This is a genomic window from Actinoplanes sp. NPDC051388 (genome assembly GCF_055586225.1).
Genome location: NZ_JBVJIP010000009.1, coordinates 198,481 through 224,560 on the forward strand (window position 1 = coordinate 198,481; position 26,080 = coordinate 224,560).

The following is a 26,080-nucleotide window of genomic DNA, read 5'->3' on the forward strand; positions in this document are numbered from 1 at the left end:
GAGACGTGAACGAACCCGGTTCGAAATCTCTCCGTGTCGACCTGCTCACCCGTGAGTATCCACCGGAGGTCTACGGCGGCGCGGGCGTTCACCTGGAATATCTGGCCCGCGACCTGCATCCGCTCGCCGACGTCCGGGTGCACTGTTTCGGCGCGCCACGCTCCGAGCCGGGCGTCACGGCCTACCCCGAGCCGGCCGAGCTCGCGGACGCCAACGCGGCGCTGCGGGTGATGGGAGTCGACCTGGCGATGGCCTCCGGGTGCGCGGGCACCGACATCGTGCACTCGCACACGTGGTACGCGAACTTCGCCGGCCACACCGCAAAGCTGCTGCACGGCGTGCCGCACGTGGTCACCACGCACAGCCTGGAGCCGCTGCGCCCGTGGAAGGCGGAGCAACTCGGCGGGGGCTATGCGCTGTCGTCGTTCTGCGAGCGGGTGGCGATCGAGAACGCCGACGCGGTCATCGCCGTGTCCGGCGGCATGAAACGCGACGTGCTGACGGCCTATCCGAGCGTGGACGAGTCGAAGATCAAGGTCGTCTACAACGGGATCGACACCACGCAATACCAGCCCGACCGCGGCACCGACGTGATCGAGCGGCTGGGCATCGACCTGAACCGGCCCAGCGTGGTGTTCGTCGGCCGGATCACCCGCCAGAAGGGCCTGCCCTACCTGATGCGGGCCTGCCACGACCTGCCGCCCGAGGTGCAGATCGTGCTGCTGGCCGGCGCGCCGGACACCAAGGAGATCGCCGCCGAGGTCGAGGGCCTGTCCATCCAGCTGCGCAACGCCCGCGACGCGGACAGCGTGATCTGGGTGCAGGAGATGCTGCCCAAGCACGAGGTGGTGCAGGTGCTCACGCACGGCACGGTGTTCGTCTGCCCGTCGATCTACGAGCCGATGGGCATCGTCAACCTCGAGGCGATGGCCTGCGAGACGGCCGTGGTGGCGACCGCGACCGGCGGCATCCCCGAGGTGGTGGCGGACGGCGAGACCGGCTTGCTCGTGCCGATCGAGCAGGTCGGCGACGGCACCGGCACCCCGGTCAACCCGGACAAGTTCGTATCCGACCTGGCCGCGGCGATGACCGAGCTGGTCACCGATCCGGCGCGGGCCCGGGAGATGGGCCTGGCCGGGCGGCGCCGCGCGGTGGAAAAGTTCTCCTGGTCGACGATCGCTCAGGACACGCTCTCGGTCTACCGCTCCGTGCTCTGAATGATCTCCCTCGCGACCGCCCGGCCGGACAGCCAGGCGGTCTGCACGCGGGGTTTCCCGAAGGCGTCGCCCGCCAGATAGACGTTGCCCTGCCGGTGGAAAGGCCCGTCCTGTTTTTCGGGCGTGGCGAAGGTCCAGCGGTGCACTCGCGTCGACCCGGCCTTCGGCAGGTCCAGCAGCTCGCGGACGGCCCGCTCGAGGTCGGCCGCGGCGGCCGCCGGACCGTCCAGCCGCGGCCGCGCGAACTCGCCGGTCGAGTGCGCCACCAGCACCGGCGCCCGGTCGCCACGCCGGTCGCCGTCGTCACAGACCGTGGCGATCGTCGGGTGACCGTTGACGAACATGCCGTGGAAGTCCGCCCACGCCCGGTCCGGATAGGTGAGGACGGCCGTCAACACCGGAGACCATTCCTGCGGTACGCCCACAGCGGCGATCCGCGCGGCCTGCGGTCCGGGCATCGCCAGCACCACCGCGTCCGCCTCGGGCAGCGTGCTGACCTCGTGCTCCAGCGTCACGTCCAGCTCGGCGGCCAGGTCCTCGGCCAGGCTGCGCAGCCCGCCCGGCGCCGCCCAGCGCATCGGGCCGGTCGCCTGGTCGCGGCGGCCCTCCTCGAGCACGGCGAAGGTGTCCGTCCACGGGTGCGCCAGCCCGGCCACCCGCCAGCCGTCCAGGCGGCCCTGGAAGGCCGGGTCGTCGGCGGTGATGTACGCGGCGCCGATGTCCGCGTACCGGTCGTCGAAGCGCTTGCTCGCCAGCCGGCCGCCGACCACCCGGCCCCGCTCCAGCACTCGCGCCGGAACGCCGGCATCCAGCAGCTCACGGGCGCAGGCCAGGCCCGCGATGCCGGCACCCACCACGATCACGGTCACCCGGTGGACTCTACGGGCGCCGCGGAGCCGTTCAGCTCAGCAGGGCACACTGGTGCCATGCGCCGTCCTCCCGTTCGCATCGTCGCGATCGTCGTCGTCGCGGTGATCGCGGTGGCCGCGATCGGTTTCGGCCTGATCCGGGCGGCCACCTACGACCCGCCGGCGGTGGCGCCGGTCGCCCCCGCGGCGGCCGGCCCGATCGGTGGCACACCCGGCCGGTGCGGCGCGGTGCCGGTGCGGGCGCCGCACGAGCTGCGGGGCATGTGGCTGACCACGGTCAACAACATCGACTGGCCGTCGCGGCCGGGCCTGCCCGAGGCGCAGGTGAAGAAGGAATATCTGGACTGGCTCGAGCTGGCCCGGACCCAGAACCACAACGCGATCTTCGTGCACGTGCGGCCGAGCGGGGACGCGTTCTGGCAGTCCGCCTATGCGCCCTGGTCCGAGTGGCTGACCGGGCGCCGGGACGGGAAATCACCCGGCTGGGACCCGATGAAGTTCATGGTCGACGAGGCGCATGCGCGAAATCTGGAGTTCCACGCCTGGTTCAACCCGTACCGGGGGACCCAGCCCGGGCCGAACGGACCCGGCGCCGACTTCAAGAAGCTTGCGCCGAACCACCCGCTGATCAAGCACCGCGACTGGTCGATCTCCTACCCGAAGGGCGAGAAGGCCCGCCTGTACTTCGATCCGGGCATCCCCGAGGCGCGCAGGTTCGTCGAGGACTCGATGCTGGAGGCGGTCCAGAAGTACGACGTGGACGGTGTGCACTTCGACGACTTCTTCTACCCCTATCCCGAGGAGGGCGAGGACTTCCCGGACTCGGCGTCGTACCAGAAATATGCGAAGCCGGGGCAGAGCCGCGCGGCCTGGCGGCGGGACAACGTGAACACCCTGGTGCGCGAGATGGACCAGCGGATCAAGCAACTCAAGCCGTGGGTCAAGTTCGGGATCAGCCCGTTCGGCATCTGGCGGAACGCGCGCACCGACCCGGCCGGCTCCGACTCGAAGGGGCTGGAGAGCTTCGACGCCATCTATGCCGACACCCGCACCTGGGTCCGCGAGGGCTGGCTCGACTACATCGTGCCGCAGCTGTACTGGGCGATCGGCTTCGACAAGGCCGACTACGTCAAGGTGCTGCCCTGGTGGGCGAAGCTGGTCAAGGGCACCGACGTGCAGCTCTACATCGGGCAGGGCGACTACCGCGTCGGCGAGAAGGGCCCGTGGCGGGACCCGGCCCAGATCGAGAAACAGCTGCAGCTCAACGACAAGTACGCGGTGCTCGGCAGCGTGCACTTCAGCGCCAAGCAGATCCGGGCCGACCGGCTGGGCGCGGTGACCCGCTACCGCAAGACGCACTACGCCGGTCCCGCGCTGCTGCCGCCGATGCGCCAGTTGCCCGCCGACCCGCCGTCCGCGCCGCTGCTGGTCGCGGCGCGCGCCGCCGGCAACGGCGTGACCATCGACTGGCAGCCGGGGGAGTCGAAACCGGCGTCCTGGGCGCTCTATCGCGTGGACGGCGCCGCCGCGCCGCTGCTGGCGACCGGCAGCGCCGGCACGAAGGTGGTCGCGCCCGGTCCGGGCACCTACTGCCTGAGCGGGCTGGACCGCAGCGGCAACGAGGGCGCCGTCGGCCCGCCGCTCACCGTCAACCCGTGACCTTGCCGTCCACCACCTCCAGGTGGCGGGCGGTGTGCACCGCGCCGAGCATCCGCCGGTCGTGGGTGACCAGCAGCAGCGTGCCCGGGTAGCTCGACAGGGCCTGCTCCAGCTGCTCGATCGCGGGCAGGTCGAGGTGGTTGGTCGGCTCGTCGAGGACCAGCAGGTTGACCCCGCGGGCCTGCAGCAGCGCGAGCGCGGCCCGGGTGCGTTCGCCCGGCGACAGGGTGCCGGCCGCCCGCCGCACGTGATCGGCGCGCAGCCCGAACTTCGCCAGCAGCGTGCGCACCTCGGCGTCGGCGAACTCCGGCACCGCCGCCCCGAACGCCCGCATCAGCGGCTCGTCGCCGAGGAACAGCCCGCGCGCCTGATCCACCTCGCCGACCACCACGCCCGGCCCGAGTCTCGCGGTGCCCTCGTCCAGCGGCACCCGGCCGAGCAGCGCGCCCAGCAGCGTGGTTTTGCCCGAGCCGTTCGCCCCGGTGATCGCCACCCGGTCGGCCCAGTCGATCTGCAGCGTCACCGGCCCGAGCGTGAAGGCGCCGCGGCGCACCACCGCGTCCCGCAGCGTCGCCACCACCGCGCCGGCCCGGGGCGCGGCGGCGATCTCCATCCGCAGCTCCCACTCCTTGCGCGGCTCCTCGACCACGTCCAGCCGCTCGATCAGCTTCTCGGTCTGGCGAGCCTTGGCGGCCTGCTTCTCGCTGGTCTCGCCGCGGTGGTGCTTGACGTGCTTGTCGCCGTCGGTGGCCTTGCGCCGGGCGTTGCGCACGCCCTTCTCCATCCAGGCGCGCTGCATGCGGGCGCGTTCCAGCAGGTCCTCGCGCTTGTCGGAGAACTCCTCGTAGTTTTCGCGGGCGTGCCGCCGGGCCCGCTCGCGCTCCTCCAGATATGACCCGTAGCCACCGCCGAACAGGGTCACCCGCTGCTGCGCCAGGTCGAGCTCGAGCACCTCGGTGACCGTGCGGGTGAGGAACTCCCGGTCGTGGCTGACCAGCACCACGCCGGCCCGCAGGCCCGAGACGAACTCCTCCAGCCGGCGCAGGCCGTCCAGGTCGAGGTCGTTGGTCGGTTCGTCCAGCAGGAACACGTCGTAGCGGCTGAGCAGCAACGACGCCATCCCGGCGCGGGCCGCCTGGCCGCCGGAGAGCGCGGTCATCGGATGGTCCAGGTCGACCGCGAGACCCAGGTCGGCGGCCACCTGCTCGGCGCGCTCCTCGAGGTCGGCGCCGCCCAGGTCGAGCCACCGCTCCAGCGCCGTCGCATAGGCGTCGTCGGCTCCGGCCTCGCCCGCGGCCAGGCGCTCGGCGGCCACGTCCATGGTCCGCTGCGCCGGGCCGACGCCGGTGCGGCGGCCGAGGAAGTCGCGGACCGTCTCGCCCTCGCGCCGGTCGCGCTCCTGCGGCAGGTAGCCCACCGTCGCGGTCGGCGGGCTCAGCGAGACCGTGCCCGCCTCGATCGGGATCACCCCGGCGAGCGTGCGCAGCAGGGTGGTCTTGCCGGCGCCGTTGGCACCGACCAGGCCGATCACGGCACCCGGGGAGACCACCAGGTCGAGGCCGCTGAAGAGAGGACGGTCGCCGTGCCCAGCGGCGAGATTACGGGCGATCATCGTGGCGCTCATCGCGCTGAAAAGCCTAACCGGGGTCTCAACCGCTTTCCCCGGGGCACCTCACCGCCTTCCCGGGCACCTCACCCGCCATTCCCGGGCGCCTCGCCGCTCTCCCCGGGCACCTCACCGCGCGTTCCCGTCCTACCATCACCAGCGTGATGGACCTGGACCTCGACGATTTCGCCGCCGCGGTGGCCGTCAGAGCCACCGGGTGGCGGGAAGCCGGGGTCGAATGGCAGCTGCATCGCAGCCCCGTCCGCGGCAAGTCGTCCGCCTGGGTCGACTGCACCACCGTCCACCACCTGGCCCAGCTGATCGTCTGGACCAGCGGCGAGGCCGAGCTGATCGTCGGCGACATCGCGACCGGAGACGTCGCCACCACCGTCTACGAAATGACCGACGCCGCCGAACTCGCGGGCTGCCTCGACGACCTCACCACCCGGCTGACTCCACCCCCGATCAGGGCCTGACAAAGCTCAGGCCGGCTCCACGCTCGATCGGGACCGCCTCTCCGCTGACCTGGGTGCCGGGCTCGCCGGGGACCAGGGTCACCGTCAGGCGGCCCGGGCGGCCCAGGTCGTCACCCTGGTGCAGGTGCAGCACACCCTCGACACCGCGTTCGCGCAGGTAGCCGCCCAGCGCCGCGGCCGCCGCCCCGGTGGCCGGATCCTCATAGACCCCGCCCACCGGGAACGGGTCGCGCACGTGGAACGTGTCCGCCGACTCGCGCCACACCAGCTGGATCGTGGTCCAGTCGCGGGCGGTCATCAGCTCGGTCAGCGCGGGCACGTCGTAATCCAGCTCCGCCAGCCGCTCGCGCGTGCCCGCCGCGATCACCGGATGACGGGCTCCGCCGTAGGCCACCCGCGGCGGCAGGTCGGGGTCCAGCTCCTTCTCCTCCCAGCGCAGCGCCGCCAGCAACGCGATCAGGTCCTCCGCGGACAGGTCGGCGGTGCTGGTCGGGACGCTGACCAGGGTGGCCCGCCCCCGGTCGTCGACGGTCACCGGCACCTCGCCGGCGTTGGTCACGAACCGGTGCAGCCCCGGGCCCAGCGCCACCGCGGTCGCCACCGTCGCGTGACCGCAGAACGGCACCTCGGCGAGCGGGCTGAAATAACGCACCCGGACCTCGCCGCCACCGCGGTCCTCGGTGATGAACGCGGTCTCCGAATAACCCACGTCGGCCGCGATCGCGAGCATCTCCGCGTCGCCGAGCCCGGCGCCGTCGAGGACCACCCCGGCCGGGTTGCCGCCCGCCGGGTCTGCCGTGAAGGCCGCCCATCTCTGAATCTCCGCCATGCCGCAGAGCCTGCCGTGCCGGCGCCCGAGCCCGAAAGGGCCAATCTCCGGCCTGTGGAAAACCTCCGGCCTGTGGACAAGTCGTTGCCCGTCACAAAGCGGGGGTAGCTTCGATCACGTGACAGACCCGCACACCACGATCACCCCGGAAACACCCTCCGATCTTCCGCGCACCCTCGGCGAGCTGCGCTCCGCCGGCCACGAATTCAAGACGGTCAAGGAAGAGCTGCGCGAGAACCTGCTCGACCGGCTGCGCTCCGGCGCGCCCCGCTTTCCCGGCATCGTCGGCTATGACGACACCGTGCTCCCCGAGGTCGAGCGGGCGCTGCTCGCCGGCCACGACATGGTCCTGCTCGGCGAGCGGGGCCAGGGCAAGACCCGGCTGCTCCGCGGCCTGATCGACCTGCTCGACGAGTGGACCCCGATGATCGAGGGCTCCGAGCTGCGCGAGCACCCCTATCTGCCGCTCACTCCGGCGTCCCGCCGGCAGGCCGCCGAGATGGGCGACCTGCTGCCGGTGGCCTGGCTGCACCGCTCGGAGCGTTATGGCGAAAAGCTCGCCACCCCGGACACCAGCGTCGGCGACCTGATCGGCGACGTCGACCCGATCAAGGTGGCCGAGGGCCGGGCGCTGGGCGACCCGGACACGATTCACTTCGGCCTCGTGCCGCGCACCAACCGCGGCATCTTCGCGGTCAACGAGCTGCCCGACCTGGCCGAGCGCATCCAGGTGTCGCTGCTCAACGTGCTCGAGGAGCGCGACATCCAGGTGCGCGGCTACCAGTTGCGGCTGCCGCTCGACCTGCTCCTGGTGGCCAGCGCCAACCCGGAGGACTACACGAACCGCGGCCGCATCATCACGCCGCTGAAGGACCGCTTCGGCGCCGAGATCCGCACGCACTACCCGCTCGAGGTCGAGCTGGAGACCGCGCTGGTCCGGCAGGAGGCGGCGCTGGCCGCGGCGGTGCCCGACCACTTGATCGAGGTGCTCGCGCGCTATGCCCGCGGCGTCCGTGAGTCGCCGGCGGTGGACTCCCGCTCGGGGGTCTCGGCCCGGTTCGCGATCGCCGCCGCCGAGACGGTCGCCGCGTCCGCGCTGCGCCGCTCCGGGCTGCGCGGCGAGCGCGAGGCGGTCGCCCGCATCTGCGACACCGTGTCGGTCACGTCCACGCTGCGCGGCAAGGTCGAGTTCGACAGTGGCGAGGAGGGCCGGGAGACCGAGGTGCTGGCCCACCTGCTGCGCGTCGCCACGGCCGAGACGTTCCGGGCCCGGCTGGCCGGCCTCGACCTGTCCGGCTTCACCGACCTGGTGTCCGAGGGCGCGATCATCGAGACCGGCGACCTGGTCTCCGCCGAGGAGCTGCTGGCCCAGATCGGCACGGTGCCCGGCCTGGCCAAGGTCCTCGACCGGCTCGGACTGGGCGATTCACCCGGCAAGGGCGAGGCCGCCTCGGGGGTCGAGTTCGTGCTCGAAGGGCTGCACCTCACCCGCCGGATGGCCAAGGAGCTGACCGACGACGGCCGCACCCTCTACGGGAGCTGATCATGGCGGGCAATCGATTCCGTTACGGCGCGTGGCGCGACGGTCCCGACCCGCTCGCCCCGCCATACGACGTGCGCGCCGCCGTGGACGAGGTGGGCGAGCGGGTGCTCGGCGGCGAGAGCCTGCGCGACGCGCTGCGCGACCTGCTCCGCCAGGGGCCGCGCGAGGGCCGGGGGCTGGACGACCTCTATGCGAGGGCACGGCGGATGCGGCGGGAGGCGCTGCGCCGGGGCAACCTCGACGGCGCGGTGACCCGGGCGCAGCAGCTGCTCGACCAGGCGCTCGCGGCCGAGCGCGACGAGTTGCGCGGGCGAGACGACGAGGAGGCCCGGTTCCAGGAGGCGGTCCTCGACAACCTGCCCCGGTCGACCGCCCAGGCCGTGCAGGAGCTGTCCGAATACCAGTGGGCGAGTGACGAGGCGCGGCAGACCTATCAGCAGATCCTCGACGGGCTGCGGCGCGAGGTGGTCGAGCAGCGGTTCGCCGGCATGAAGCAGGCACTGCAGGGCAACGACCCGGCGGCCGAGGCGCGCATCTCCGAGATGCTCGGCGACCTCAACGACCTGCTCGGCCGGCACGCCCGCGGCGAGGACACCGAGGACGCGTTCCAGCAGTTCATGGACAAGCACGGCGAGTTCTTCCCGGAGAACCCGCGAAACATGGACGAGCTGATCGACTCGCTGGCCCGCCGGGCGGCGGCGGCCGAGCGCCTGATGCGGTCGCTCAGCCCGCAGCAGCGCGAGGAGCTGGCCCAGCTGATGGACCAGGCGCTCGGTGACGGCCCGCTGCGCGGTCAGCTCGGCGAGCTGACCGACAACCTCCGCGCGCTGCGGCCCGGCCTCAACTGGGGGCGCGGCGAGCGGATGCGCGGCGGGGAGGATCTGGGGTACGGGGACGCGACCGCCGCCCTGGACGAGCTCGCCGACCTGGACGACCTGTTGCAGCAGCTCGGGCAGGAGCATCCGGGCGCCACGCTGGACGACATCGACGTGGCCGCGGTGGAGCGCCAGCTCGGCCGGTCCGCCGCGGACGACGTGCGGCGACTGCGCGAGCTCGAGCGCGAGCTGCGCCGGCAGGGCTGGGTGACCCGCGACGACGAGGGGCTCACGCTCTCGCCCAAGGCGCTGCGGCGGCTCGGGCGCACCGCGCTGGCCCAGGTCTTCTCCGACCTGTCCGGCCGCAAACGCGGCGAGCACGACCTGCGCGACGCGGGCGCGGCCGGCGACCTGACCGGGTCGTCGCGGCGCTGGATGTTCGGCGACGAACAGCCGATCGACGTGGTCCGCACGATCGGCAACGCGGTGCGGCGCCGGGCATCGGGAGCACCGACGGCGACCCTGCCCGTGCGGCTGGAGCCGGAGGACTTCGAGGTCGCGGAGACCGAGCGGCGCGCCTCCGCGGTGGTCGCGCTCTGCGTCGACCTGTCCTATTCGATGTTCGCGGACGGCCGCTGGGGCCCGATGAAGCAGACCGCGCTCGCGCTGTCGCATCTGGTGGCGACGCAGTTCCCGCAGGACTCGCTGCAGATCATCGGCTTCGGGCGTTATGCGATGTCGCTGTCCCAGGGCGAGTTGGCGGCGATCGAACCGGACATGGTGCAGGGCACCAACCTGCAGCACGCGCTCAAGCTCGCCGGGCGGCACCTGCGCCGGCACCCGGGCTCCGAGCCGGTGGTGCTGGTGGTGACCGACGGCGAGCCGACCGCGCACCTCGACGAAGACGGCGACGCGTTCTTCTACTGGCCGACGCTGCCCGAGACGACCCAGGCGACGATCCGCGAGGTCGATCAGCTGACCCGCTACGGCGCGACGCTGAACCTCTTCATGCTGGGGGAGGACGAGGGGCTGCGGCGGTTCGTGGACGCGATCGCGCAGCGCAGCGGCGGCCGGGTGTTCAGCCCGGACCTCGGGGAGCTCGGCCGCTATGTCGTCGACGACTACGTGCGGTCGCGCCGGGGCCGCCGCTGAAGCCGGCGGCCCCGCGGATGCCGGTGGCCTTCGGTCGGCGGCCCGCGGCAGACCGTCGGCCGCGGGGAGCCGGACATCGCGGGGAGCGGGACGCCGCGGGGGAGCCCGGTCGGTGTAGGAAGCCTGAGGTCGCCGAAGGGTGTTGGCTGGTTTCCTAGGATGGCTTACGCGGCGTGTCCGGGCTCACCGGTTCGGGCCGGGCGGCGGGTGGGCTGGTTATAGTGGCTCGGCGAGTGACCGGCCCGGACTTGTCCGGCCGTCCCGGCCGGGGGCCCGGGGCCGGGGGCTGGTTCAGCTTGGGGGAGAGGGAGTCGCGATGTCGCAGCAGCCTGCGCGCGCGCCCGTCGCGACGTCCAACCGCATCTGGACCATCCCCAACATCATCAGCTTCGTCCGGCTGCTCGGCGTGCCGGTGTTCCTCTATCTGCTGCTCGGCCCGAGGCACGACCTCGCCGCGGTGATCGTGCTGACGCTGGGTGGCACCACCGACTGGGTGGACGGTTACGTGGCCCGTCGCATGGGTCAGGTGAGCCGGCTCGGTGAGCTGCTCGACCCGTTCGCGGACCGGCTCTACATCCTGGCCACGCTGGTCGGCTTCACCCTGCGCGAGGTGGTGCCGTGGTGGCTGACCGCGGCTTTGCTGCTGCGCGAGCTGGTGCTCGGCATCGCGCTGCTGGTGCTGCGCCGGCACGGGCACGGTCCGCCGCCGGTGCACTACGTCGGGAAGACCGGCACGTTCGTGCTGCTGGGCGCGTTCCCGGTGCTGCTGCTGGCGGTCGCACTGCCGGACGCGGCCGACGTGCTCGAGCCGCTCGGCTGGGGGCTGGCCTGGTGGGCGCTGGGCCTCTACTGGGCCGCGGCCGCGCTCTATCTGATCCAGTTCACCCAACTGCTGCGCGCCGACCGGCCGTCGCCACCCGAGCCACCCTCGCCCAACGGCGCGGGCACGCCGCCCGCCAAGCCCGACCCGGCTGCGCTGCCGCCCACCGACGGCGGGTCCGCGGCGGTTGACAGTGCGGGCACGCCGCCCGCGAAGGACGGCCCGGCTGCGCTGCCGCCCAACAAGGACGGGTCTTCCGGGCCGGCGGCGGTTGCCGGATGACGGCGCCCGCCGGTGGGGAGCGCCGCACCTTCACACCTGACTTCCTGACCGAGCTGTTCCGCAATCCGCTCGACCCCGGATATGCGGACGCGGCCGCCCGCAAGGCTCGCGGTGAGGGACCTTCGCCGCGGGCCCGGAAGGTGCTCAGCGGCATCACCGCGGTCACCCTGGTCGCGCTCGGGTTCCTGCTGGTGATGGCCTACCGGCAGACGGTGGCCGACGAGCCGGCCCGCACCCAGGCGCACAACACGCTGGTCACCCAGGTGGTCGACCGCCGCCAGGACACCGTCGAGCTGCAGAATCGCGCGGACGCGTTGCGCGCCGAGGTGGCCGCTCTGCGGGCGCGTGAGCTCAGCGAGGCCCAGGTCGCGCGGTTGCGGGACCTCGAGGCGGCCACCGGGCTCGCCCCGGTGCGGGGCAGCGGCGCCAAGGTGACGCTCGCCGACGGGCCGGTGACGATCAACCCGGTCACCGGCGAGCGGGAGACAGCGGGCCAGGTCAAGGACTCGGACCTGCAGCAGGCGTCGAACGCGCTGTGGGCGGCCGGCGCCGAGGCGATCGCGATCAACGGCATGCGGCTCACCGCGACCTCCACGATCCGGCAGGCCGGCGAGGCGATCCTGGTGGACTTCCGGCCGGTCACCTCGCCCTACGAGGTGGTCGCGCTCGGTCCGGACGAGCTCGAGGACGACTTCCGCGACGGTTACGCGGGGCGGTTCTTCCAGGAACTGTCCAACCGGTACGGGATGTCGTTCGACACCTCGACCGTCGACGATGTCACCCTGGACGGCGCGTCCGAACTCACCCTGCGCAACGCCCAGGTGCTGGCCCCGCCGCCGGCGCCGTCCGGTTCCGAGTCCACGTCCTCCGGCGCCAGGCCGGACAGCTCCCCATCGGAAGGCGGCCGATGATCGCCGTTCTCGCCCTTGTCGCCGGTGTCGTGCTGGGCATCGTGTTCCATCCGACCGTGCCGCCCGGCCTGCAGCCCTATCTGCCGATCGCCGTGGTCGCCGCGCTGGACGCGGTGTTCGGCGGGGTGCGCGCCAAGCTCGACGGCATCTTCGACGACAAGCAGTTCGTGGTGTCCTTCGTGTCGAACGTCCTGGTCGCCGGCCTGATCGTCTATCTGGGCGACCAGCTCGGCGTCGGCGGCCAGCTCTCCACCGGCGTCGTGGTCGTCCTCGGCGTCCGCATCTTCGGCAACGTGGCAGCCATCCGACGGCACCTCTTCAGGGCGTAGCGCGGGCATGGCAGACAAGAACCACGAAAACCCCGAGCGGGGTACGCCGCCCGGCGACCCGACGCGCCCGGCCGACACTCCCGTCGACCCGGCGGACACGCACCGTGACCTGCCGGTGGCGGGCCGCCGCCCCGGGACCCCGCCGCCCCGGCCCGCCGACCATCCGGACGAGCGCGAGGCGACGCCCCGGCAGCCCGAGCCGGCCCAGCCCGCAGACGATCCTTCGGACCACGAGCCGACACCTCGGCGATCCCAGCCGGCCCAGCCGGCAGGCGATTCTTCGGAGCGCGGGGCGACGCCGCGTCAGGCCGAGGCGGGCCAGCCTGCGGGCGGTCCCTCGGAGCTCGCGACTACGCCGCCCGCGCCGGAGGGTGATCCGTCCGAGCGTGGGGCGACGCCGCCGGTCCGCTCGCCGGGGGCGAGGGGTGATCAGGAGGCCAACGCGCCGACCGTGCCGATCAAACGGCCGGTCACGCGCCGCAAGAAGGCCGCCGACCCGACCGGCGCGACAGAGCGGCCAACAGAGCGGCCGGCTGAGCGGCCAACAGAGCGGCGCGAGTCGGACGATGAGGCCACCACGCGGCTGATCGTGCCCGCCACGCCCGGACCCGATGCGGCGGACGACGAGGCCACCACGCGGCTCAGCGTGCCGGCCGAGGCCGGATCCGGGGATGACGGGGAGACGCGGCGGATCCTGCCTCCGAAGGCCGGGAAGGCGGCGGAGCCGGGCTCGGGGGATGCGGGGCGGGACGTCGCGGTGTCACCCGATGCGGTGATTGCTCGACCTGACTCCGAGCCCGGTATCGGCGGGGACGCTGTGCGCGTATCGGAGGAAGGCGAAGAACCACCGGTCGAGCCGGAGGCCGGCGACGGCGGCCGGGCGCCCGCGAAGAAGGCCCGGGTGTCGTCGGCCGGGGCGTTGATCGGGGTGTTGCTGGCGTTGTTCGGGTTCACGCTGGTGGTGCAGTTGCGCAGTAACAACACCACCGACGGCCTGGCCTCGACCCGTCAGGAGGACCTGGTGCGGATCCTCTCCGACCTGGACTCGCAGGACACCCGGCTGCAGCTGGAGATCGCCGGGCTGGAGAATTCGCAGCGGCAGCTCACCTCCGGTGTCGCCGGGCGGCAGGCGGCCCGCGCCGAGGCCGACAAGCGGGCCGACGAGCTCGGGCTGCTGGCCGGCACGATGGCGGGGCGCGGGCCGGGGCTGCGGATCACCATGGTCGGCGTCAAGGCGTCCGCGGTGCTGAACGCGGTCCAGGAGCTGCGTGGCGCCGGTGGTGAGGTGATGCAGATCCACGGCGCCGGCGGCGCGCCGGTGCGGATCGTGGCGTCGACCTACTTCGTGGACGCGCAGGAGGGCGGCATCGCGGTGGACGGCAGCCGGCTGACCGGGCCGTTCGAACTGCTCGCCATCGGCCCGGCGCAGACCATGGAGACCGCCCTGCGCATCCCGGGTGGGGTGGTCGCTTCGGTGGAGGGGGCCGGCGGTAGCGTGAACATCAACCAGGTGGCGGTGGTCGAGGTGACCGCCGTGCGCAAGGCCACCACCCTGCAACACGCGCGTCCGACGTCATGAGCAACCCGGTGTCACTACGGAGGAATGTGTGATCCCAGAGGATCTGCGTTACACGGCCGAGCACGAGTGGGTGGCGTCCGACGGCAGCGGTCCGGTGCGGGTGGGCATCACCCACTTCGCGCAGGACGCGCTCGGCGACATCGTTTACGTGCAGCTGCCCGATGAGGGCACCACGGTGGCGGCCGGTGACTCGCTCGGTGAGATCGAGTCCACCAAGAGCGTCTCGGAGATCTACGCGCCGATCGCCGGCACGGTGGTGGCGCGCAATGCCACACTGGCCGACGAGCCGGAGCTGATCAACGCGGAGCCCTATGCGGCGGGCTGGCTGGTGGAGATCGCGCCGGACGATCCGGCGGCGGTGGACGGCCTGCTGGACGCGGCCGGATACCGCGCGCTCACCGAGAGCTGAAACGTCCTTTCGATCGACCGAACGCGCCCCGCGCGTCTGGTTGCCCCGCGCTTCCGGGGCTGACTAGGCTCGCGTGGCACGTGTAGAACTTGTTATCTCTTCGAAACCGATAGTCGTGCGTCCCGGGCCTCCGGGCAGCGGCGGGGGGTGCCGCGCTCCGGGCGTTCTGCCCGGTCCCGCCCACCCCCGGCCGTCGGGCGGTGCGACCGCTACAGATCCGTGAGGTGGTCCGATGACGCGCCCAGACGACGAGTTTCCCCCACTCGACGTCACGTCCACGCTGAACCTCGGTGCGCTCGACGAGGTGCTCGAGGGGCCTGAAACCGATGTGGTGCCGAGCCGGATGTCCGGCTCGCTCCCGCCCGGGATGGCATTGCTGGTGGTGCGCCGGGGGCCGAACGCGGGCGCCCGGTTCCTGCTGGACCATGACGTGACCACGAGCGGCCGCCACCCGGACAGCGACATCTTCCTCGATGACGTGACGGTGTCCCGCCGGCACGCCGAGTTCCACCGTGACCAGGGGACCTTCACGGTGCGTGACGTCGGCTCGCTGAACGGGACCTATGTGAATCGCGAGCGCGTCGAGGCCGCGACGCTCAGCAACGGCGACGAGGTGCAGATCGGCAAGTTCCGCCTGGTCTTCATCGCCGGACCCCGACCGGAGGGCGAGGGCCAGGCGTGAGCTCGGCGGGGGCGGCGGCACACGATCCGGGGGCGGCGCGCCCGGGGCGTGGACGTGAGAGTGCGCTGATGAGCATCGGTGAGGTGCTCGCCGAGCTGCGCACCGAGTTCCCCGACACGACCATCTCCAAGCTGCGGTTCCTCGAGGCGGAGGGCCTGGTCGAGCCGCAGCGGACACCGTCGGGCTACCGGAAGTACTCGTGGGAGGACGTGCACCGGCTGCGTTTCGTCCTGACCGCGCAGCGGGACCAATACCTGCCGCTGCGGGTCATCCGCGAGCAGCTGGACAAGCAGGAGCTCGAGCCACCGCAGCGACCCGCTCTGGTCGCGGTGGGCACGACGAAGGCGGCGGATCCCGCGGACACCCGAGTCCCGCGGGCCGAGCTGCTCGAGCGTGCCGGGGTGAGCGACGAGATGCTCACCGAGCTGGAGAAGGCCGGGCTGGTCACGGCCCGGCCGCCCGGCTGGTACGACGGCGACGCCGTGGTCATCGTGGAGTCGGTGGCCGGGCTGGCCCGGCACGGCCTGGAGCTGCGGCACCTGCGCGCGTTCCGCACCGGCGCGGACCGCGAGGTGGGCCTGTTCGCGCAGTTGCTGGCGCCGCTGGTGCGCCAGCACGACCCCGCGGCCCGGGCGCGCGCCGCGGAGACCGCCCGTGAGCTGCAGGCGTTGTCCCAGCGGCTGCACGCGGCCCTGGTGCGCGCGGGGCTCCGCGGCGAGCTGGGGCGTTAGGGAACGCGTGGAAACACCCGGAGTCGGGTATCCCGCTCCGGACGGACACGGACAGCGTGCGTGTACCGTGCAGGAGTAGGGCAGCCGTCGCACCTGGCGGCCGCCCTGTGGGCGGACGACAACAGCGACACACGGAGGCGGGCGGTGCGCGAGCTGAGCGTGGTCGGGGTTCGGGTGGAGTTGCCCAGTAACCAGCCGATCGTCCTGCTCAGAGAGGTCGACGGGGATCGTTATCTGCCGATCTGGATCGGCGCGGTGGAGGCGACCGCCATCGCGTACGAGCAGCAGGGCGTCAAGCCCGCCCGGCCGCTGACCCACGACCTGCTCCGGGACATCCTGAAGGCCCTCCAGCAGCCGCTGAAGGCGGTGGAGATCACCGAGCTGAAGGACAACGTCTTCTACGCCGACCTGTTGATCGGCGAGGAGCTGCGGGTGTCCGCCCGGCCGAGCGACTCGATCGCGCTGGCGCTGCGGGTGGGCGCCCCGATCCGGTGCGCCGACCAGGTGCTCACCGAGGCCGGCATCGTGATCCCGGACGAGCAGGAGGACGAGGTGGAAAAGTTCCGCGAGTTCCTCGACCAGGTGCGTCCCGAGGACTTCGCGGGATAAACCGCCCTTTCCGGGACGGTCGTCCGTACGCGGCGTGTCGCAGTATTACCTCCCTGTTTCGCAGGCCGCTGAGATATAGGCTCGTGTGGTCCGGTTGAAGCGGCAGCGGGGAGGTAGTCGCATGCACGATCAGCCTTCTGCGGGCGGCGAAGGCCATCTCGGCGAGGATGGTTCCGTCGGTTATCGCGGGGTGACCGCGTGCCACGCGGTCGGCATCAGCTACCGCCAGCTGGACTACTGGGCGCGCACCGCCCTGGTGGTGCCGAGCATCCGGGACGCCTCCGGCTCGGGCACCCAGCGGCTCTACTCGTTCCGCGACCTGGTCGTGCTCAAGGTGGTCAAGCGGCTGCTCGACGCGGGCGTGTCGCTGCAGAACATCCGCAAGGCCATCGACACGCTCCGCTCGCGCGGGGTGGAGGATCTGGCCGGCATCACCTTGATCTCCGACGGCACCACGGTCTACGAGTGCCGGTCCCCGGAAGAGGTCGTCGACCTGCTGCAGGGCGGCCAGGGCGTGTTCGGCATCGCGATCGGCGGCGCCTTCAAGGAGATCCAGGGCTCGCTCACCAACCTGCCGGCCGAGCCGGCCTCGCCGCAGCCGGTCGGCACGGATCTGCCGGCCGAGCCCGCCGAGGGTGACGAGTTGGCTGCTCGGAGGGCCAAGCGCCGAGCCGGCTGAGGCCAGGACTTGCAGGTAGGGTCATCCGGTGACCCACATCGCCGACGGCCACGACGCCATTCAAGTCCGCGGGGCGAGGGAGAACAATCTCCGTGACGTCTCCGTCGATCTCCCCAAACGCCGCCTGACGGTCTTCACCGGAGTCTCCGGTTCCGGCAAGTCCTCACTCGTGTTCGGCACCATCGCCGCCGAGTCGCAACGCATGATCAACGAGACGTACTCGGCGTTCCTGCAGTCGTTCATGGGCAGCCCGAGCCGGCCGGACGTGGACGCGCTGCACAACCTGAGCGCCGCGATCGTCGTCGACCAGGAGCGGATGGGCGCCAACGCGCGGTCCACGCTGGGCACGGCGACGGACGCGTACACGATGTTGCGGATCGTCTTCAGCCGGATCGGCACGCCGAGCGCGGGCACCGCGCTGGCCTATTCGTTCAACGCCGAGGGCATGTGCCCGGTGTGCGAGGGCATCGGCAAAGTGTCCAGCATCGACGTCGACGGCATGGTGGACCGCGACAAGTCGATCAACGAGGGCGCGATCACGGTGCCCAACTTCAGCGTCGACGGCTGGTATGTGAAGGGTTTCGCCGAGTCCGGCTACTTCGACCCGGACAAGCCGCTGCGGGACTTCACCGGGCAGGAGTGGGAGGACTTCCTGCACCGCCCGGCCACCAAGATCAAGGTCAACGGCATCAACACGTCGTACGAGGGCCTCGTGGTCAAGGTCCAGCGCATGTATCTGTCCAAGGACCGGGACTCCGCGCAGCCGCACATCCGCGCCTTCATCGACCGGGTGGCCACGTTCGCCGCCTGTGGCGCGTGCAAGGGCACCCGGCTCAAGCCCGAGGTGCTGGAGTCCCGGATCGACGGCAAGAACATCGCGGAGTGCTCGGCGATGCAGGTCAGCGATCTGGCCACGTTCCTCGGCGAGCTCAATGCGCCGTCGATCGGCCCGGTGCTGATCAACCTGCGCAACACCCTCGACTCGCTGGTCGAGATCGGGCTCGGCTATCTGTCGCTCGACCGCGAGTCCGGCACGCTCTCCGGCGGCGAGGCGCAGCGCGTCAAGATGGTCCGGCATCTGGGATCCGCGCTGACCGATGTCACGTACGTCTTCGACGAGCCCACGATCGGCCTGCACCCGCACGACATCCGCCGCATGAACAGCCTGCTGCAACGCCTGCGGGACAAGGGAAACACCGTGCTCGTGGTGGAGCACAAACCCGAGACGATCGCGATCGCCGACCACGTCGTCGACCTCGGCCCGGGGGCCGGTCCGGCGGGCGGCACCATCACTTTCGAGGGTACGGTCGACGAACTGCGCGCGTCGGACACGCTGACCGGGCGGCACCTCGACCACCGGGTCGCCCTGCGCACCGCGTTCCGGGAGCCGACCGGGCATCTCGCCATCGCCGGCGCCACCCTGCACAACCTCAAGGACGTCTCGGTGGACATTCCGCTTGGCGTGCTGACCGTGGTGACCGGGGTGGCCGGGTCGGGCAAGAGCTCGCTGATCTACGGCTCGCTGCCCAAGGCGGAGGACGTGGTGGTGGTCGATCAGTCGGCGATCCGCGGGTCCCGGCGCAGCAATCCGGCGACGTACACCGGTCTGCTCGACCCGATCCGGGCCGCCTTCGCCAAGGCCAACAAGGTGAAGCCGGCGTTGTTCAGCGCCAACTCCGAGGGCGCCTGCCCGAACTGCAAGGGGATCGGGCTGGTCTACGTCGACCTGGCGATGATGGCCGGCGTGGCGTCGGTGTGCGAGCAGTGCGAGGGCAAGCGGTTCACGCCGCAGGTGCTGACCTACAAGCTGCGCGGCAAGGACATCTCCGAGGTGCTGGCCATGTCGGTCACCGAGGCGCGCGAGTTCTTCACCGAGAAGCAGGCGCGGGCGGTGCTCGACCGGCTCTCCGACGTCGGGCTCGGCTATCTCAGCCTGGGCCAGCCGCTGACCACCCTGTCCGGCGGCGAACGGCAACGGCTCAAACTGGCCATCCACATGGCCGAAGCGGCAGCGACCTACATCCTCGACGAGCCGACCACCGGTCTGCATCTGGCCGATGTGGACCAACTGCTGGCGCTGCTCGACCGGTTGGTCGACGACGGCAACACGGTCATCGTCATCGAGCACCACCAGGCGGTGATGGCGCACGCCGACTGGATCATCGACCTCGGTCCCGGCGCCGGTGCGGACGGTGGCCGGGTGGTCTTCACCGGCACGCCCGCCGACCTGGTCGGAAAGGCCGACACCCTGACCGCGCGTCACCTCCGGGAGTACGTGAGCCAGTAACCGGCCCGACACGCGGGACGCAATGTGACCGCGGGCATCGACGTGTGCGAAGCTTCCCGCGTCGTTGAGCCCGTTGTCCGGCCCGGAGGTCCCCGTGGCAGTCGTCTACTCCATTCTCGCGTTCCTGATCGGCCTGCTCGTCGGGTGGCTGGTGTGGGGCCGCCGCGGCTCGTCGGCCGCCGCCGAGCCGGCTTCCGTGGTCGCTGCGCCGGTTGCCGCCGAGCCGGTCGCCGCCGAGCCGGTTGCCGCTGAGCCGGTCGCCGCCGAGCCGGTCGCCTCAGTGACCGCGCCGGTCACCGCGGCCGAGCCGAAGCCGCACCTCTCCACGGGTGCGGTCGAGGACGAGCCGGTCGCCCAGGCGAAGCCGCACCTCTCCGTGGGCGCCGTCGAGGACGAGCCGGTGGCCGAGCCGAAGCCGGACGTTTCCGGTGAAGCCGTCGAGGACACCGATCCTGAGCCGCGGCCGCACTTCTCGGGCGGCGCGGTGGAGGACGAGCCGGTCGCCGCCGCCGAGCCCGTCGTGGAGCCGACCGCGGAGCCGGAGCCGATTGCGGAGCCGGAGCCGATTGCGGAGGCCGAGCCGATCGCGACGCCGGAGCCGATTGCGGAGCCGGCGCCGGTTGCCGCCGAGGCCGAGCCGGTCACCGTCGCGACCACGCTCGACGCCGAGCCGCCCGCCGCCACCGTCGTGCCCGCCCAGCCCACCGTCGTGCCCGCCCAGCGCAACGGCGTGGCCGGCGACGACCTCAAGCGCATCGAGGGCATCGGTCCGAAGATGGCCGCCGCGCTGCAGGCCGCCGGCATCGGCACGTTCGACCAGCTCGCCACCGCCGAGGGCGCGACCGTCCGGGCCGCCGTCGTGGGCGCCGGCATGCGCTACCCGGCCAGTGCGGTCACCTGGTCGCGGCAGGCTCGCCTGCTCGCCGACGGCGACCTGGCCGGCTTCGCCGAGCTGACCCGCACCCTGAAGGGCGCCAAGGCCTGACAGCCAGCCGCTGCCTCTGAGGAAGCAGAGCCCCTCTGCTTCCTCTAAGCCAGCGGCGCTCTCTGGCAGTGATTGCCTCTGAGGGAGCAGAGCCCCTCTGCTTCCTCTAAGCCAGCGGCGCTCTCTGGCAGCGATTGCCTCTGAGGAAGCAGAGCCCCTCTGCTTCCTCTGGGTCAGCGGCGCTCAGGCGATTGCCTCTGAGGAAGCAGAGCCCCTCTGCTCCCTCAGAGGAAGCGCGGCGGGATTGGCGGGAAGTCGCGGTAACCGGGCCGTAATTCGCTGGGTGCCGAACTGGATCACCCATAGATTCGGCATCATGCCTGATCGCCAATCGGCCACGGCCCTGGCCGCCGCCGGGGTCACCGTCGTCTTCTGGGCGTCCGCCTTCGTCTCGATCCGCAGCGCGGGCGAGGCCTATTCGCCGGGCGCCCTGGCGCTGGGCCGGCTCGCCACCGCCGCGCTGGTGCTCGGCGTCTTCGCGTCGATCCGCCGGGTCGGATGGCCGGTGCGGGCCGCCTGGCCGGGCATCCTGATCTCCGGCGTGCTGTGGTTCGCCGGTTACATGGTGCTGCTCAACTGGGGTGAGCGCGAGGTCGACGCCGGCACCGCCGCGCTGGTGGTCAACGTCGGCCCGATCCTGATCGCGTTGCTCAGCGGCTGGCTGCTGAGCGAGGCGGTGCCTCGGTCGCTGTGGGCGGGCATCGCGGTGGCCTTCGCCGGCACCGCGGTCGTGGGGGTGTCGACCTCGCAGGGCGGGGCGTCCTCTGTGCTCGGCGTGGTCCTGTGTTTCCTGGCCGCGGTGGCCTATGCGGTCGGCGTGGTGACGCAGAAGCCGGCGTTGCGGCACGGCAGCGCGTTGCAGGTCACCACCTATGGCTGCCTGGTCGCCACGGTGGTGCTGCTGCCCTTCAGCGGCCAACTGATCGGCGAGGTGGGCGACGCGCCGGTCTCCGCCACGCTCAACATGATCTATCTCGGTGTGTTCCCGACCGCCGTCGCGTTCACCACCTGGGCCTATGCGATCGCCCGCACCACGGCCGGCCGGATGGGCGCGACGACCTACGTGGTGCCGGCCCTCGTCGTACTCATGTCCTGGCTCTTCCTCGACGAGGTGCCCGGCTGGCTCACCCTGGCCGGCGGGGCGTTGTGCCTGGTGGGGGTAGCGGTGTCCCGCCGCCGAGCCGATCCAGCAGCAGCGCCAGCGGCGGCCACCCCTCCCGTCCCCGCCGAGCCACCGCAAACGCCCGCAGCCGCACGTCCGGACCGCTAGGCCGGACCAGCTTCACGCCGGGAATGGTGGGCTGGTCGGCGGGCAGCAGCCCGACGCCCAGCCCGGCCACGATCAGATCCTGCACCAGTTCGAGGCTGTCCGCCTGGTGCACGAAGCGCGGGGTGAAACCGGCGAGCGACGCGAGTGTGCGCACCACGTCTTCGTCCGCGGTGTTGCGCGAGTTGACGATCCAGTCCTGCGCGGGCACGTCCCCATCGAAAGTGACGGGGACGCCCAGCGCCCACGGCGCCGACCACAGCGGGCGGGCGGTGAGCGTGGTGTCGAAGGCGGCCGGGGCGAGGTTGTAGTCGTAGGTCAGCGCGAGGTCGATGTCGTCGGTGGCGAGCAACGCGAACTGTTCGAACGGCTCGTGCTCGAGGATCGACACGCGGACCCGCGGGTGGCTGCCGCGCAGATCGCTGACGATCGGCAGCAGGTCGCGGCGGATCGCGGTGGCGAAACCGGAGACGCGGAGCGCGCCGGCGGGCTCCGCGCCCGGGTCCAGGTCGAGGCGGGCGGCCTCCTCCGCGGCGAGGATCGTGACGCTGTGCGTGGCCAGCCGGCGCCCGGCCGGGGTGAGCCGGATCCGCCGCCCGTCCGGCTCGATCAGCGTCGCGCCGACCTCCTTGGCCAGCGCCGCGACCTGCTGCGACACCGTCGAGGTGGTGAGGTGCATCTCCTCGGCGACGGCGCGCATCGACCCGAGTCGCGACAGCTCGAGCAATATCCGCAGGCGGCGGGTCTCCATGCGCTCATTGTTCAGCAAGTGCGAACGGTGTGTCCATGATTACCACGTGGACGTGAACGATCGAATGGGCTGGACTGGGACGCATGACGAACAACGCTCGCGCCGGCGCCCTGCTGGCGGTCGCCTCGATGGTCCTGGTGCAGCTCGGCATCGCCGCGTCGGTCGGCCTGATCGACGAGATCGGTGCGGAGGGCGCGGCCTGGCTGCGGCTCGCCTGGGCCGGGCTGCTGCTGCCGCTGCTGGTCCGGCCGCGGCTGCGCGGGCTGAGCCGCCGGGCGTTGCTGACCTGCGTCGCGCTGGGCGTGGTCACGGCCGCGATCACCATGCTGTTCATGGCCGCGGTGTCCCGGCTGCCGCTCGGCACGGCGAGCGCGCTCGAATTCCTCGGGCCGCTGGGCGTGGCGGTGGCGCGCGGCTCGGGCCGGGCCAAGCTGTGGGCCGCGCCCGCCGCGATCGGCGTGCTGCTGCTGACCGAGCCGTGGCACGGCGGCGCCGACCCGCTGGGCGTGTTCTTCGCGCTCGCCGCCGGGCTGTGCTGGGCGGCCTACATCCTGCTCACCCAGAAGGTCGGCGACACCGTGTCCGGCCTGCAGGGGCTGGCCATCTCGATGCCGGTCGCGGGCATCGTCGCCACCCTGGTGGCCGGCCCGTCGACCTTCGGCCACGTCACCCCGCAGCTGCTGCTGATCGGCGCCGGGCTGGCGATCCTGCTGCCGGTGATCCCGTTCAGCCTGGAGCTGCTGGCCCTGCGCCGGCTCACCACGGCCGCGTTCGGCACCCTGATGGCGCTGGAGCCGGCCGCTGCGCTGGTGATCGGCCTGGTGCTGCTCGGCCAGATCCCGAGCTGGGTCGCCGTGGCCGGCATCGTCTTCGTCGTGGTGGCCGGCATCGGCGCCGAGCGCACCGGCGCCCGCAGTGGTAGCGCAGACGTGCATCCCGGCCGCGAACGCACGCGTGAGCTACCACTGTCTTTCGGGGGTCAGAGCGGGCCGACGTCCGTCACCGTCACGGCGGCCGCGCCCAGCTCGTCCGAGGCGGCCAGGTCGACCGTCGCGGAGATGCCCCAGTCGTGGTCCTCGGACGGGTCGTCGAAGACCTGGCGCACGAGCCAGGAGTCGGCGCCCACCTCGATCTGCAACAGCGCCGGCCCGCGGGCGTCGGAGCCGATGCCGATCGAGTCGTACTCGTCGAAGTAGTCCGCCAGGGCGTCGGCCCAGCGGTCGGCCGTCCAGCCCGACTCGGAGTCGAGATCGCCCAGTTCGCCGCTGCGACGCTGCGCGGCCAACTCGACGCGGCGGAACATGGCGTTGCGAACGAGCACCCGGAAGGCGCGGGTGTTGCGGGTGACCGCGGGCGGCTTGTCGTCCAGCCGTGCCTCGGTCACCTCGACGCCCGGGTCGCGCAGCCGCTCCCACTCGTCGAGCAGGCTGGAGTCGACCTGGCGGACCAGCTCGCCGAGCCACTCGATGAGGTCGGTCAGCTCCTCGGTGCGGGCGTCCTCGGGCACGGTCTGCCGCAACGCGCGATAGGCGTCCGCCAGATAGCGCAGGACGAGGCCCTCGGAGCGGGACAGGCCGTAGAACGACACGTACTCGGTGAAGGTCATCGCGCGCTCGTACATGTCGCGGACCACGGCCTTGGGCTTGAGTTCGTGGTCGGCGACCCACGGGTGGCCGCGGCGGTAGGTCTCGTACGCCGCCTCGAGCATCTCCAGCAGCGGCCGCGGGTGGGTCACGTCCTCGAGCAGCTCCATCCGCTGCTCGTACTCGATGCCCTCGGCCTTCATCGCGTTGACCGCCTCGCCGCGCGCCTTCTGCCGCTGCGCGGAGAGCACCTGCCGCGGGTCCTCGAGGGTCGCCTCGATCACCGACACCACGTCGAGCGGATATTCCGGCGCCTCGCGATCGAGCAGTTCCAGGCAGGCCAGCGCGAACGGGGACAGCGCCTGATTGAGCGCGAAGTCGATCTGCAGATCGTCGACCAGCCGGTAGGTGACGAGGCCGTCGGTGGAATGCCGCTCGATCACGCCGCCGGCCAGCAGGGCGCGGGCGATCGCCACCGTGCGGCGGATGTGCCTGCGCTGCGCGGCCGGTTCCTCGTGGTTGTCGGTCAGCAGGTGCCGCATCGCCGCCACCGGGTCGCCGCCGCGGCCCAGCACGTTCAGCAGCATCGCGTGCGACACCTGGAACGAGGAGGTGAGCGGCTCGGGGTCGGCGACGACGAGGCGGTCGAAGGTGGGCTGGCCGTAGCCGACGGTGCCCTCCGGCGGCTTCTTGCGCACCACCTTGCGGCGCTTCTTCGGGTCGTCGCCGGCCTTGGCCAGCATCCGCTGGTTGTCGATGACGTGCTCGGGCGCCTGCACGATGACCGTGCCCACGGTGTCGTAGCCCGCCCGGCCGGCCCGGCCCGCGATCTGGTGGAACTCGCGCGCCTTCAGCAGCCGGGTCTTCACACCATCGTACTTGGACAGTCCGGTGAACAGCACCGTGCGGATCGGCACGTTGATGCCCACGCCCAGGGTGTCGGTGCCGCAGATCACCTTGAGCAGACCCGCCTGGGCCAGGGTCTCCACCAGGCGGCGGTACTTCGGCAGCATGCCCGCGTGGTGCACACCGATGCCGTGCCGGACCAGCCGGGACAGCGTGCGCCCGAAGCCGGCGGTGAACCGGAAGTTGCCGATGGCCGCGGCGATCGCGTCCTTCTCGGCGCGGGTGCACATGTTGATGCTCATCAGGGCCTGCGCGCGGTCCAGGGCGGCGGCCTGGGTGAAGTGCACGATGTAGACCGGCGCCTGGCGGGTGGTGAGCAGCTCCTCGATGGTCTCGTGCAGCGGCGTCATCGCGTACTCGAAGAGCAGCGGGACCGGCCGCTCGGCCGTGGCGACCACCGCGGTCGACCGGCCGGTGCGCCGCGAGAGGTCGTCGACGAAGCGCGTGGTGTCGCCGAGCGTGGCGGACATCAGGATGAACTGCGCCTGGGGGAGCTCGATCAGCGGCACCTGCCAGGCCCAGCCCCGATCCGGCTCGGCATAGAAGTGGAACTCGTCCATCACGACCTGGCCGACGTCGGCGGCGGCGCCTTCGCGCAGCGCCAGGTTGGCCAGGATCTCCGCGGTGCAGCAGATGATCGGCGCGTCCGCGTTGACGCTCGCGTCGCCGGTCAGCATGCCGACGTTGTGCGCGCCGAAGGTGGCACAGAGGGCGAAGAACTTCTCCGACACGAGGGCCTTGATCGGCGCGGTGTAGAAGGTGGTGCGCTTGTCGGCCAGCGCGGCGAAGTGGGCGCCGACGGCCACCAGGCTCTTTCCGGAGCCGGTGGGGGTGTTGAGGATGACGTTCGCGCCCGTGACGATCTCCAGCAGCGCCTCCTCCTGATGCGGATAGAGGGTCAGGCCCTGCTCACCCACCCAGCCCTGGAAGGCGTCGAGGACGGCGTCGGGATCGGTGGTGCCGGGGAGGCGCTCGGTCAGGTTCATGATGTGGCAAGCCTATAGACACAGTTGTGGGGGGGGGGGGGGGGGGGGGGGGGGGAGAGAGGGGGGGGGGGGGGGGGGGGGGGGGGGGGGGGGGGGGGGGGGGGGGGGGGGGGTACGT

General features: G+C 71.9%; 20 protein-coding genes and 3 pseudogenes. 18 read left to right on the forward strand and 5 right to left on the reverse strand.

Going from position 1 to position 26,080, the window contains the following annotated elements:
* Nucleotides 1-5 precede the first annotated feature (5 nt).
* Nucleotides 6-1,217 carry a glycogen synthase gene (gene glgA / locus ACZ6TI_RS23705; RefSeq protein WP_465347307.1) on the forward strand — a complete coding sequence of 404 codons (1,212 nt, stop codon included), beginning with the start codon at nucleotides 6-8 and terminating at the stop codon, nucleotides 1,215-1,217.
* Here the strand turns inward: glgA and ACZ6TI_RS23710 are convergent.
* Nucleotides 1,199-2,080 (reverse strand): NAD(P)/FAD-dependent oxidoreductase, encoded by an 882-nt coding sequence (locus ACZ6TI_RS23710; protein WP_465347456.1) that lies wholly within the window; start codon nucleotides 2,078-2,080, stop codon nucleotides 1,199-1,201. The genes glgA and ACZ6TI_RS23710 overlap by 19 nt on opposite strands.
* 63 nt (nucleotides 2,081-2,143) lie before the next feature.
* Here ACZ6TI_RS23710 and ACZ6TI_RS23715 point away from each other — a divergent pair, with 63 nt between their 5' ends.
* Nucleotides 2,144-3,745: a glycoside hydrolase family 10-like protein gene (locus tag ACZ6TI_RS23715; protein WP_465347308.1), complete on the forward strand. Its 1,602-nt coding sequence runs from the start codon at nucleotides 2,144-2,146 to the stop codon at nucleotides 3,743-3,745.
* Here the strand turns inward: ACZ6TI_RS23715 and ACZ6TI_RS23720 are convergent.
* Complete coding sequence (locus tag ACZ6TI_RS23720; protein WP_465347309.1) at nucleotides 3,735-5,369, reverse strand: ABC-F family ATP-binding cassette domain-containing protein; 1,635 nt, start codon at nucleotides 5,367-5,369, stop codon at nucleotides 3,735-3,737. The genes ACZ6TI_RS23715 and ACZ6TI_RS23720 overlap by 11 nt on opposite strands.
* Nucleotides 5,370-5,515: 146 nt before the next feature.
* Here ACZ6TI_RS23720 and ACZ6TI_RS23725 point away from each other — a divergent pair, with 146 nt between their 5' ends.
* The gene (locus ACZ6TI_RS23725) at nucleotides 5,516-5,827 is read left to right on the forward strand and encodes a hypothetical protein (RefSeq protein ID WP_465347457.1); all 312 of its coding nucleotides are present in this window, start codon (nucleotides 5,516-5,518) and stop codon (nucleotides 5,825-5,827) included.
* Here ACZ6TI_RS23725 and ACZ6TI_RS23730 read toward each other — a convergent pair.
* A complete protein-coding gene (locus ACZ6TI_RS23730) occupies nucleotides 5,817-6,656 on the reverse strand; it encodes a PhzF family phenazine biosynthesis protein (protein WP_465347310.1) in 840 nt (279 codons plus the stop codon). The two genes, ACZ6TI_RS23725 and ACZ6TI_RS23730, sit on opposite strands and share 11 nt — an antisense overlap.
* A gap of 118 nt (nucleotides 6,657-6,774) precedes the next feature.
* Here ACZ6TI_RS23730 and ACZ6TI_RS23735 point away from each other — a divergent pair, with 118 nt between their 5' ends.
* The 14 genes and pseudogenes from ACZ6TI_RS23735 (at nucleotide 6,775) to ACZ6TI_RS23800 (ending at nucleotide 21,739) form a co-directional block, all read left to right on the forward strand.
* A complete protein-coding gene (locus ACZ6TI_RS23735) occupies nucleotides 6,775-8,199 on the forward strand; it encodes a sigma 54-interacting transcriptional regulator (protein ID WP_465347311.1) in 1,425 nt (474 codons plus the stop codon).
* A gap of 2 nt (nucleotides 8,200-8,201) precedes the next feature.
* The gene (locus tag ACZ6TI_RS23740) at nucleotides 8,202-10,166 is read left to right on the forward strand and encodes a vWA domain-containing protein (protein WP_465347312.1); all 1,965 of its coding nucleotides are present in this window, start codon (nucleotides 8,202-8,204) and stop codon (nucleotides 10,164-10,166) included.
* Between the two features lie 316 nt (nucleotides 10,167-10,482).
* Nucleotides 10,483-11,073 (forward strand): annotated as a pseudogene (locus ACZ6TI_RS23745) (CDP-alcohol phosphatidyltransferase family protein); the annotation flags it as partial.
* A 191-nt stretch (nucleotides 11,074-11,264) separates the two neighbouring features.
* Nucleotides 11,265-12,179 (forward strand): DUF881 domain-containing protein, encoded by a 915-nt coding sequence (locus tag ACZ6TI_RS23750; RefSeq protein WP_465347313.1) that lies wholly within the window; start codon nucleotides 11,265-11,267, stop codon nucleotides 12,177-12,179.
* Nucleotides 12,176-12,508 (forward strand): small basic family protein, encoded by a 333-nt coding sequence (locus tag ACZ6TI_RS23755; protein ID WP_465347314.1) that lies wholly within the window; start codon nucleotides 12,176-12,178, stop codon nucleotides 12,506-12,508. Before ACZ6TI_RS23750 ends, ACZ6TI_RS23755 begins: the two co-directional genes overlap by 4 nt.
* A 7-nt stretch (nucleotides 12,509-12,515) precedes the next feature.
* Nucleotides 12,516-14,087 carry a DUF881 domain-containing protein gene (locus tag ACZ6TI_RS23760; protein WP_465347315.1) on the forward strand — a complete coding sequence of 524 codons (1,572 nt, stop codon included), beginning with the start codon at nucleotides 12,516-12,518 and terminating at the stop codon, nucleotides 14,085-14,087.
* Nucleotides 14,088-14,115: 28 nt separating this feature from the next.
* On the forward strand, nucleotides 14,116-14,496 hold the full coding sequence (gcvH, locus tag ACZ6TI_RS23765) for a glycine cleavage system protein GcvH (RefSeq protein WP_465347316.1): 381 nt from the start codon (nucleotides 14,116-14,118) through the stop codon (nucleotides 14,494-14,496).
* A 232-nt stretch (nucleotides 14,497-14,728) separates the two neighbouring features.
* On the forward strand, nucleotides 14,729-15,178 hold the full coding sequence (gene odhI, locus ACZ6TI_RS23770) for an oxoglutarate dehydrogenase inhibitor Odhl (protein WP_465347317.1): 450 nt from the start codon (nucleotides 14,729-14,731) through the stop codon (nucleotides 15,176-15,178).
* 68 nt (nucleotides 15,179-15,246) lie between these two features.
* On the forward strand, nucleotides 15,247-15,909 hold the full coding sequence (gene ftsR, locus ACZ6TI_RS23775; protein WP_465347318.1) for a transcriptional regulator FtsR: 663 nt from the start codon (nucleotides 15,247-15,249) through the stop codon (nucleotides 15,907-15,909).
* Nucleotides 15,910-16,053: 144 nt separating this feature from the next.
* Nucleotides 16,054-16,518 carry a bifunctional nuclease family protein gene (locus tag ACZ6TI_RS23780; protein WP_465347319.1) on the forward strand — a complete coding sequence of 155 codons (465 nt, stop codon included), beginning with the start codon at nucleotides 16,054-16,056 and terminating at the stop codon, nucleotides 16,516-16,518.
* Nucleotides 16,519-16,639: 121 nt separating this feature from the next.
* Entirely contained in the window at nucleotides 16,640-17,197 is a 558-nt protein-coding gene (locus ACZ6TI_RS23785; protein ID WP_465347320.1) for a MerR family transcriptional regulator, read from the forward strand.
* 28 nt (nucleotides 17,198-17,225) lie between these two features.
* A complete protein-coding gene (locus tag ACZ6TI_RS23790) occupies nucleotides 17,226-19,484 on the forward strand; it encodes an ATP-binding cassette domain-containing protein (RefSeq protein ID WP_465347321.1) in 2,259 nt (752 codons plus the stop codon).
* 94 nt (nucleotides 19,485-19,578) lie between these two features.
* Nucleotides 19,579-20,469 (forward strand): helix-hairpin-helix domain-containing protein, encoded by an 891-nt coding sequence (locus tag ACZ6TI_RS23795; protein ID WP_465347322.1) that lies wholly within the window; start codon nucleotides 19,579-19,581, stop codon nucleotides 20,467-20,469.
* Between the two features lie 316 nt (nucleotides 20,470-20,785).
* Nucleotides 20,786-21,739: a DMT family transporter gene (locus ACZ6TI_RS23800; RefSeq protein WP_465347323.1), complete on the forward strand. Its 954-nt coding sequence runs from the start codon at nucleotides 20,786-20,788 to the stop codon at nucleotides 21,737-21,739.
* Here ACZ6TI_RS23800 and ACZ6TI_RS23805 read toward each other — a convergent pair.
* A pseudogene (locus tag ACZ6TI_RS23805) lies at nucleotides 21,708-22,487 on the reverse strand (LysR family transcriptional regulator); the annotation flags it as partial. The gene ACZ6TI_RS23800 and the pseudogene ACZ6TI_RS23805 sit on opposite strands and share 32 nt — an antisense overlap.
* 332 nt (nucleotides 22,488-22,819) lie before the next feature.
* Between ACZ6TI_RS23805 and ACZ6TI_RS23810 the strand changes: the two are divergent.
* Nucleotides 22,820-23,359: pseudogene (locus ACZ6TI_RS23810) on the forward strand (EamA family transporter); the annotation flags it as partial.
* A 107-nt stretch (nucleotides 23,360-23,466) separates the two neighbouring features.
* Here the strand turns inward: ACZ6TI_RS23810 and ACZ6TI_RS23815 are convergent.
* Nucleotides 23,467-25,962, reverse strand: a complete 2,496-nt coding sequence (locus tag ACZ6TI_RS23815) for a DEAD/DEAH box helicase (RefSeq protein WP_465347324.1) — start codon at nucleotides 25,960-25,962, stop codon at nucleotides 23,467-23,469.
* Between the last annotated feature and the right edge of the window lie 118 nt (nucleotides 25,963-26,080).

Excerpts from the sequence above, each read along its gene's own strand:
- ACZ6TI_RS23725 (WP_465347457.1), top strand. The coding sequence starts at position 5,516 with ATGGACCTGGACCTCGACGATTTCGCCGCCGCGGTGGCCGTCAGAGCC.
- ACZ6TI_RS23720 (WP_465347309.1), bottom strand. The coding sequence starts at position 5,369 with ATGAGCGCCACGATGATCGCCCGTAATCTCGCCGCTGGGCACGGCGAC.
- odhI (WP_465347317.1), top strand. The coding sequence starts at position 14,729 with ATGACGCGCCCAGACGACGAGTTTCCCCCACTCGACGTCACGTCCACG.
- ACZ6TI_RS23730 (WP_465347310.1), bottom strand. The coding sequence starts at position 6,656 with ATGGCGGAGATTCAGAGATGGGCGGCCTTCACGGCAGACCCGGCGGGC.
- ACZ6TI_RS23715 (WP_465347308.1), top strand. The coding sequence starts at position 2,144 with ATGCGCCGTCCTCCCGTTCGCATCGTCGCGATCGTCGTCGTCGCGGTG.
- ACZ6TI_RS23800 (WP_465347323.1), top strand. The coding sequence starts at position 20,786 with ATGCCTGATCGCCAATCGGCCACGGCCCTGGCCGCCGCCGGGGTCACC.
- ACZ6TI_RS23755 (WP_465347314.1), top strand. The coding sequence starts at position 12,176 with ATGATCGCCGTTCTCGCCCTTGTCGCCGGTGTCGTGCTGGGCATCGTG.
- ACZ6TI_RS23750 (WP_465347313.1), top strand. The coding sequence starts at position 11,265 with ATGACGGCGCCCGCCGGTGGGGAGCGCCGCACCTTCACACCTGACTTC.
- ACZ6TI_RS23815 (WP_465347324.1), bottom strand. The coding sequence starts at position 25,962 with ATGAACCTGACCGAGCGCCTCCCCGGCACCACCGATCCCGACGCCGTC.
- ACZ6TI_RS23760 (WP_465347315.1), top strand. The coding sequence starts at position 12,516 with ATGGCAGACAAGAACCACGAAAACCCCGAGCGGGGTACGCCGCCCGGC.
- ACZ6TI_RS23785 (WP_465347320.1), top strand. The coding sequence starts at position 16,640 with ATGCACGATCAGCCTTCTGCGGGCGGCGAAGGCCATCTCGGCGAGGAT.
- ACZ6TI_RS23740 (WP_465347312.1), top strand. The coding sequence starts at position 8,202 with ATGGCGGGCAATCGATTCCGTTACGGCGCGTGGCGCGACGGTCCCGAC.
- ftsR (WP_465347318.1), top strand. The coding sequence starts at position 15,247 with ATGAGCATCGGTGAGGTGCTCGCCGAGCTGCGCACCGAGTTCCCCGAC.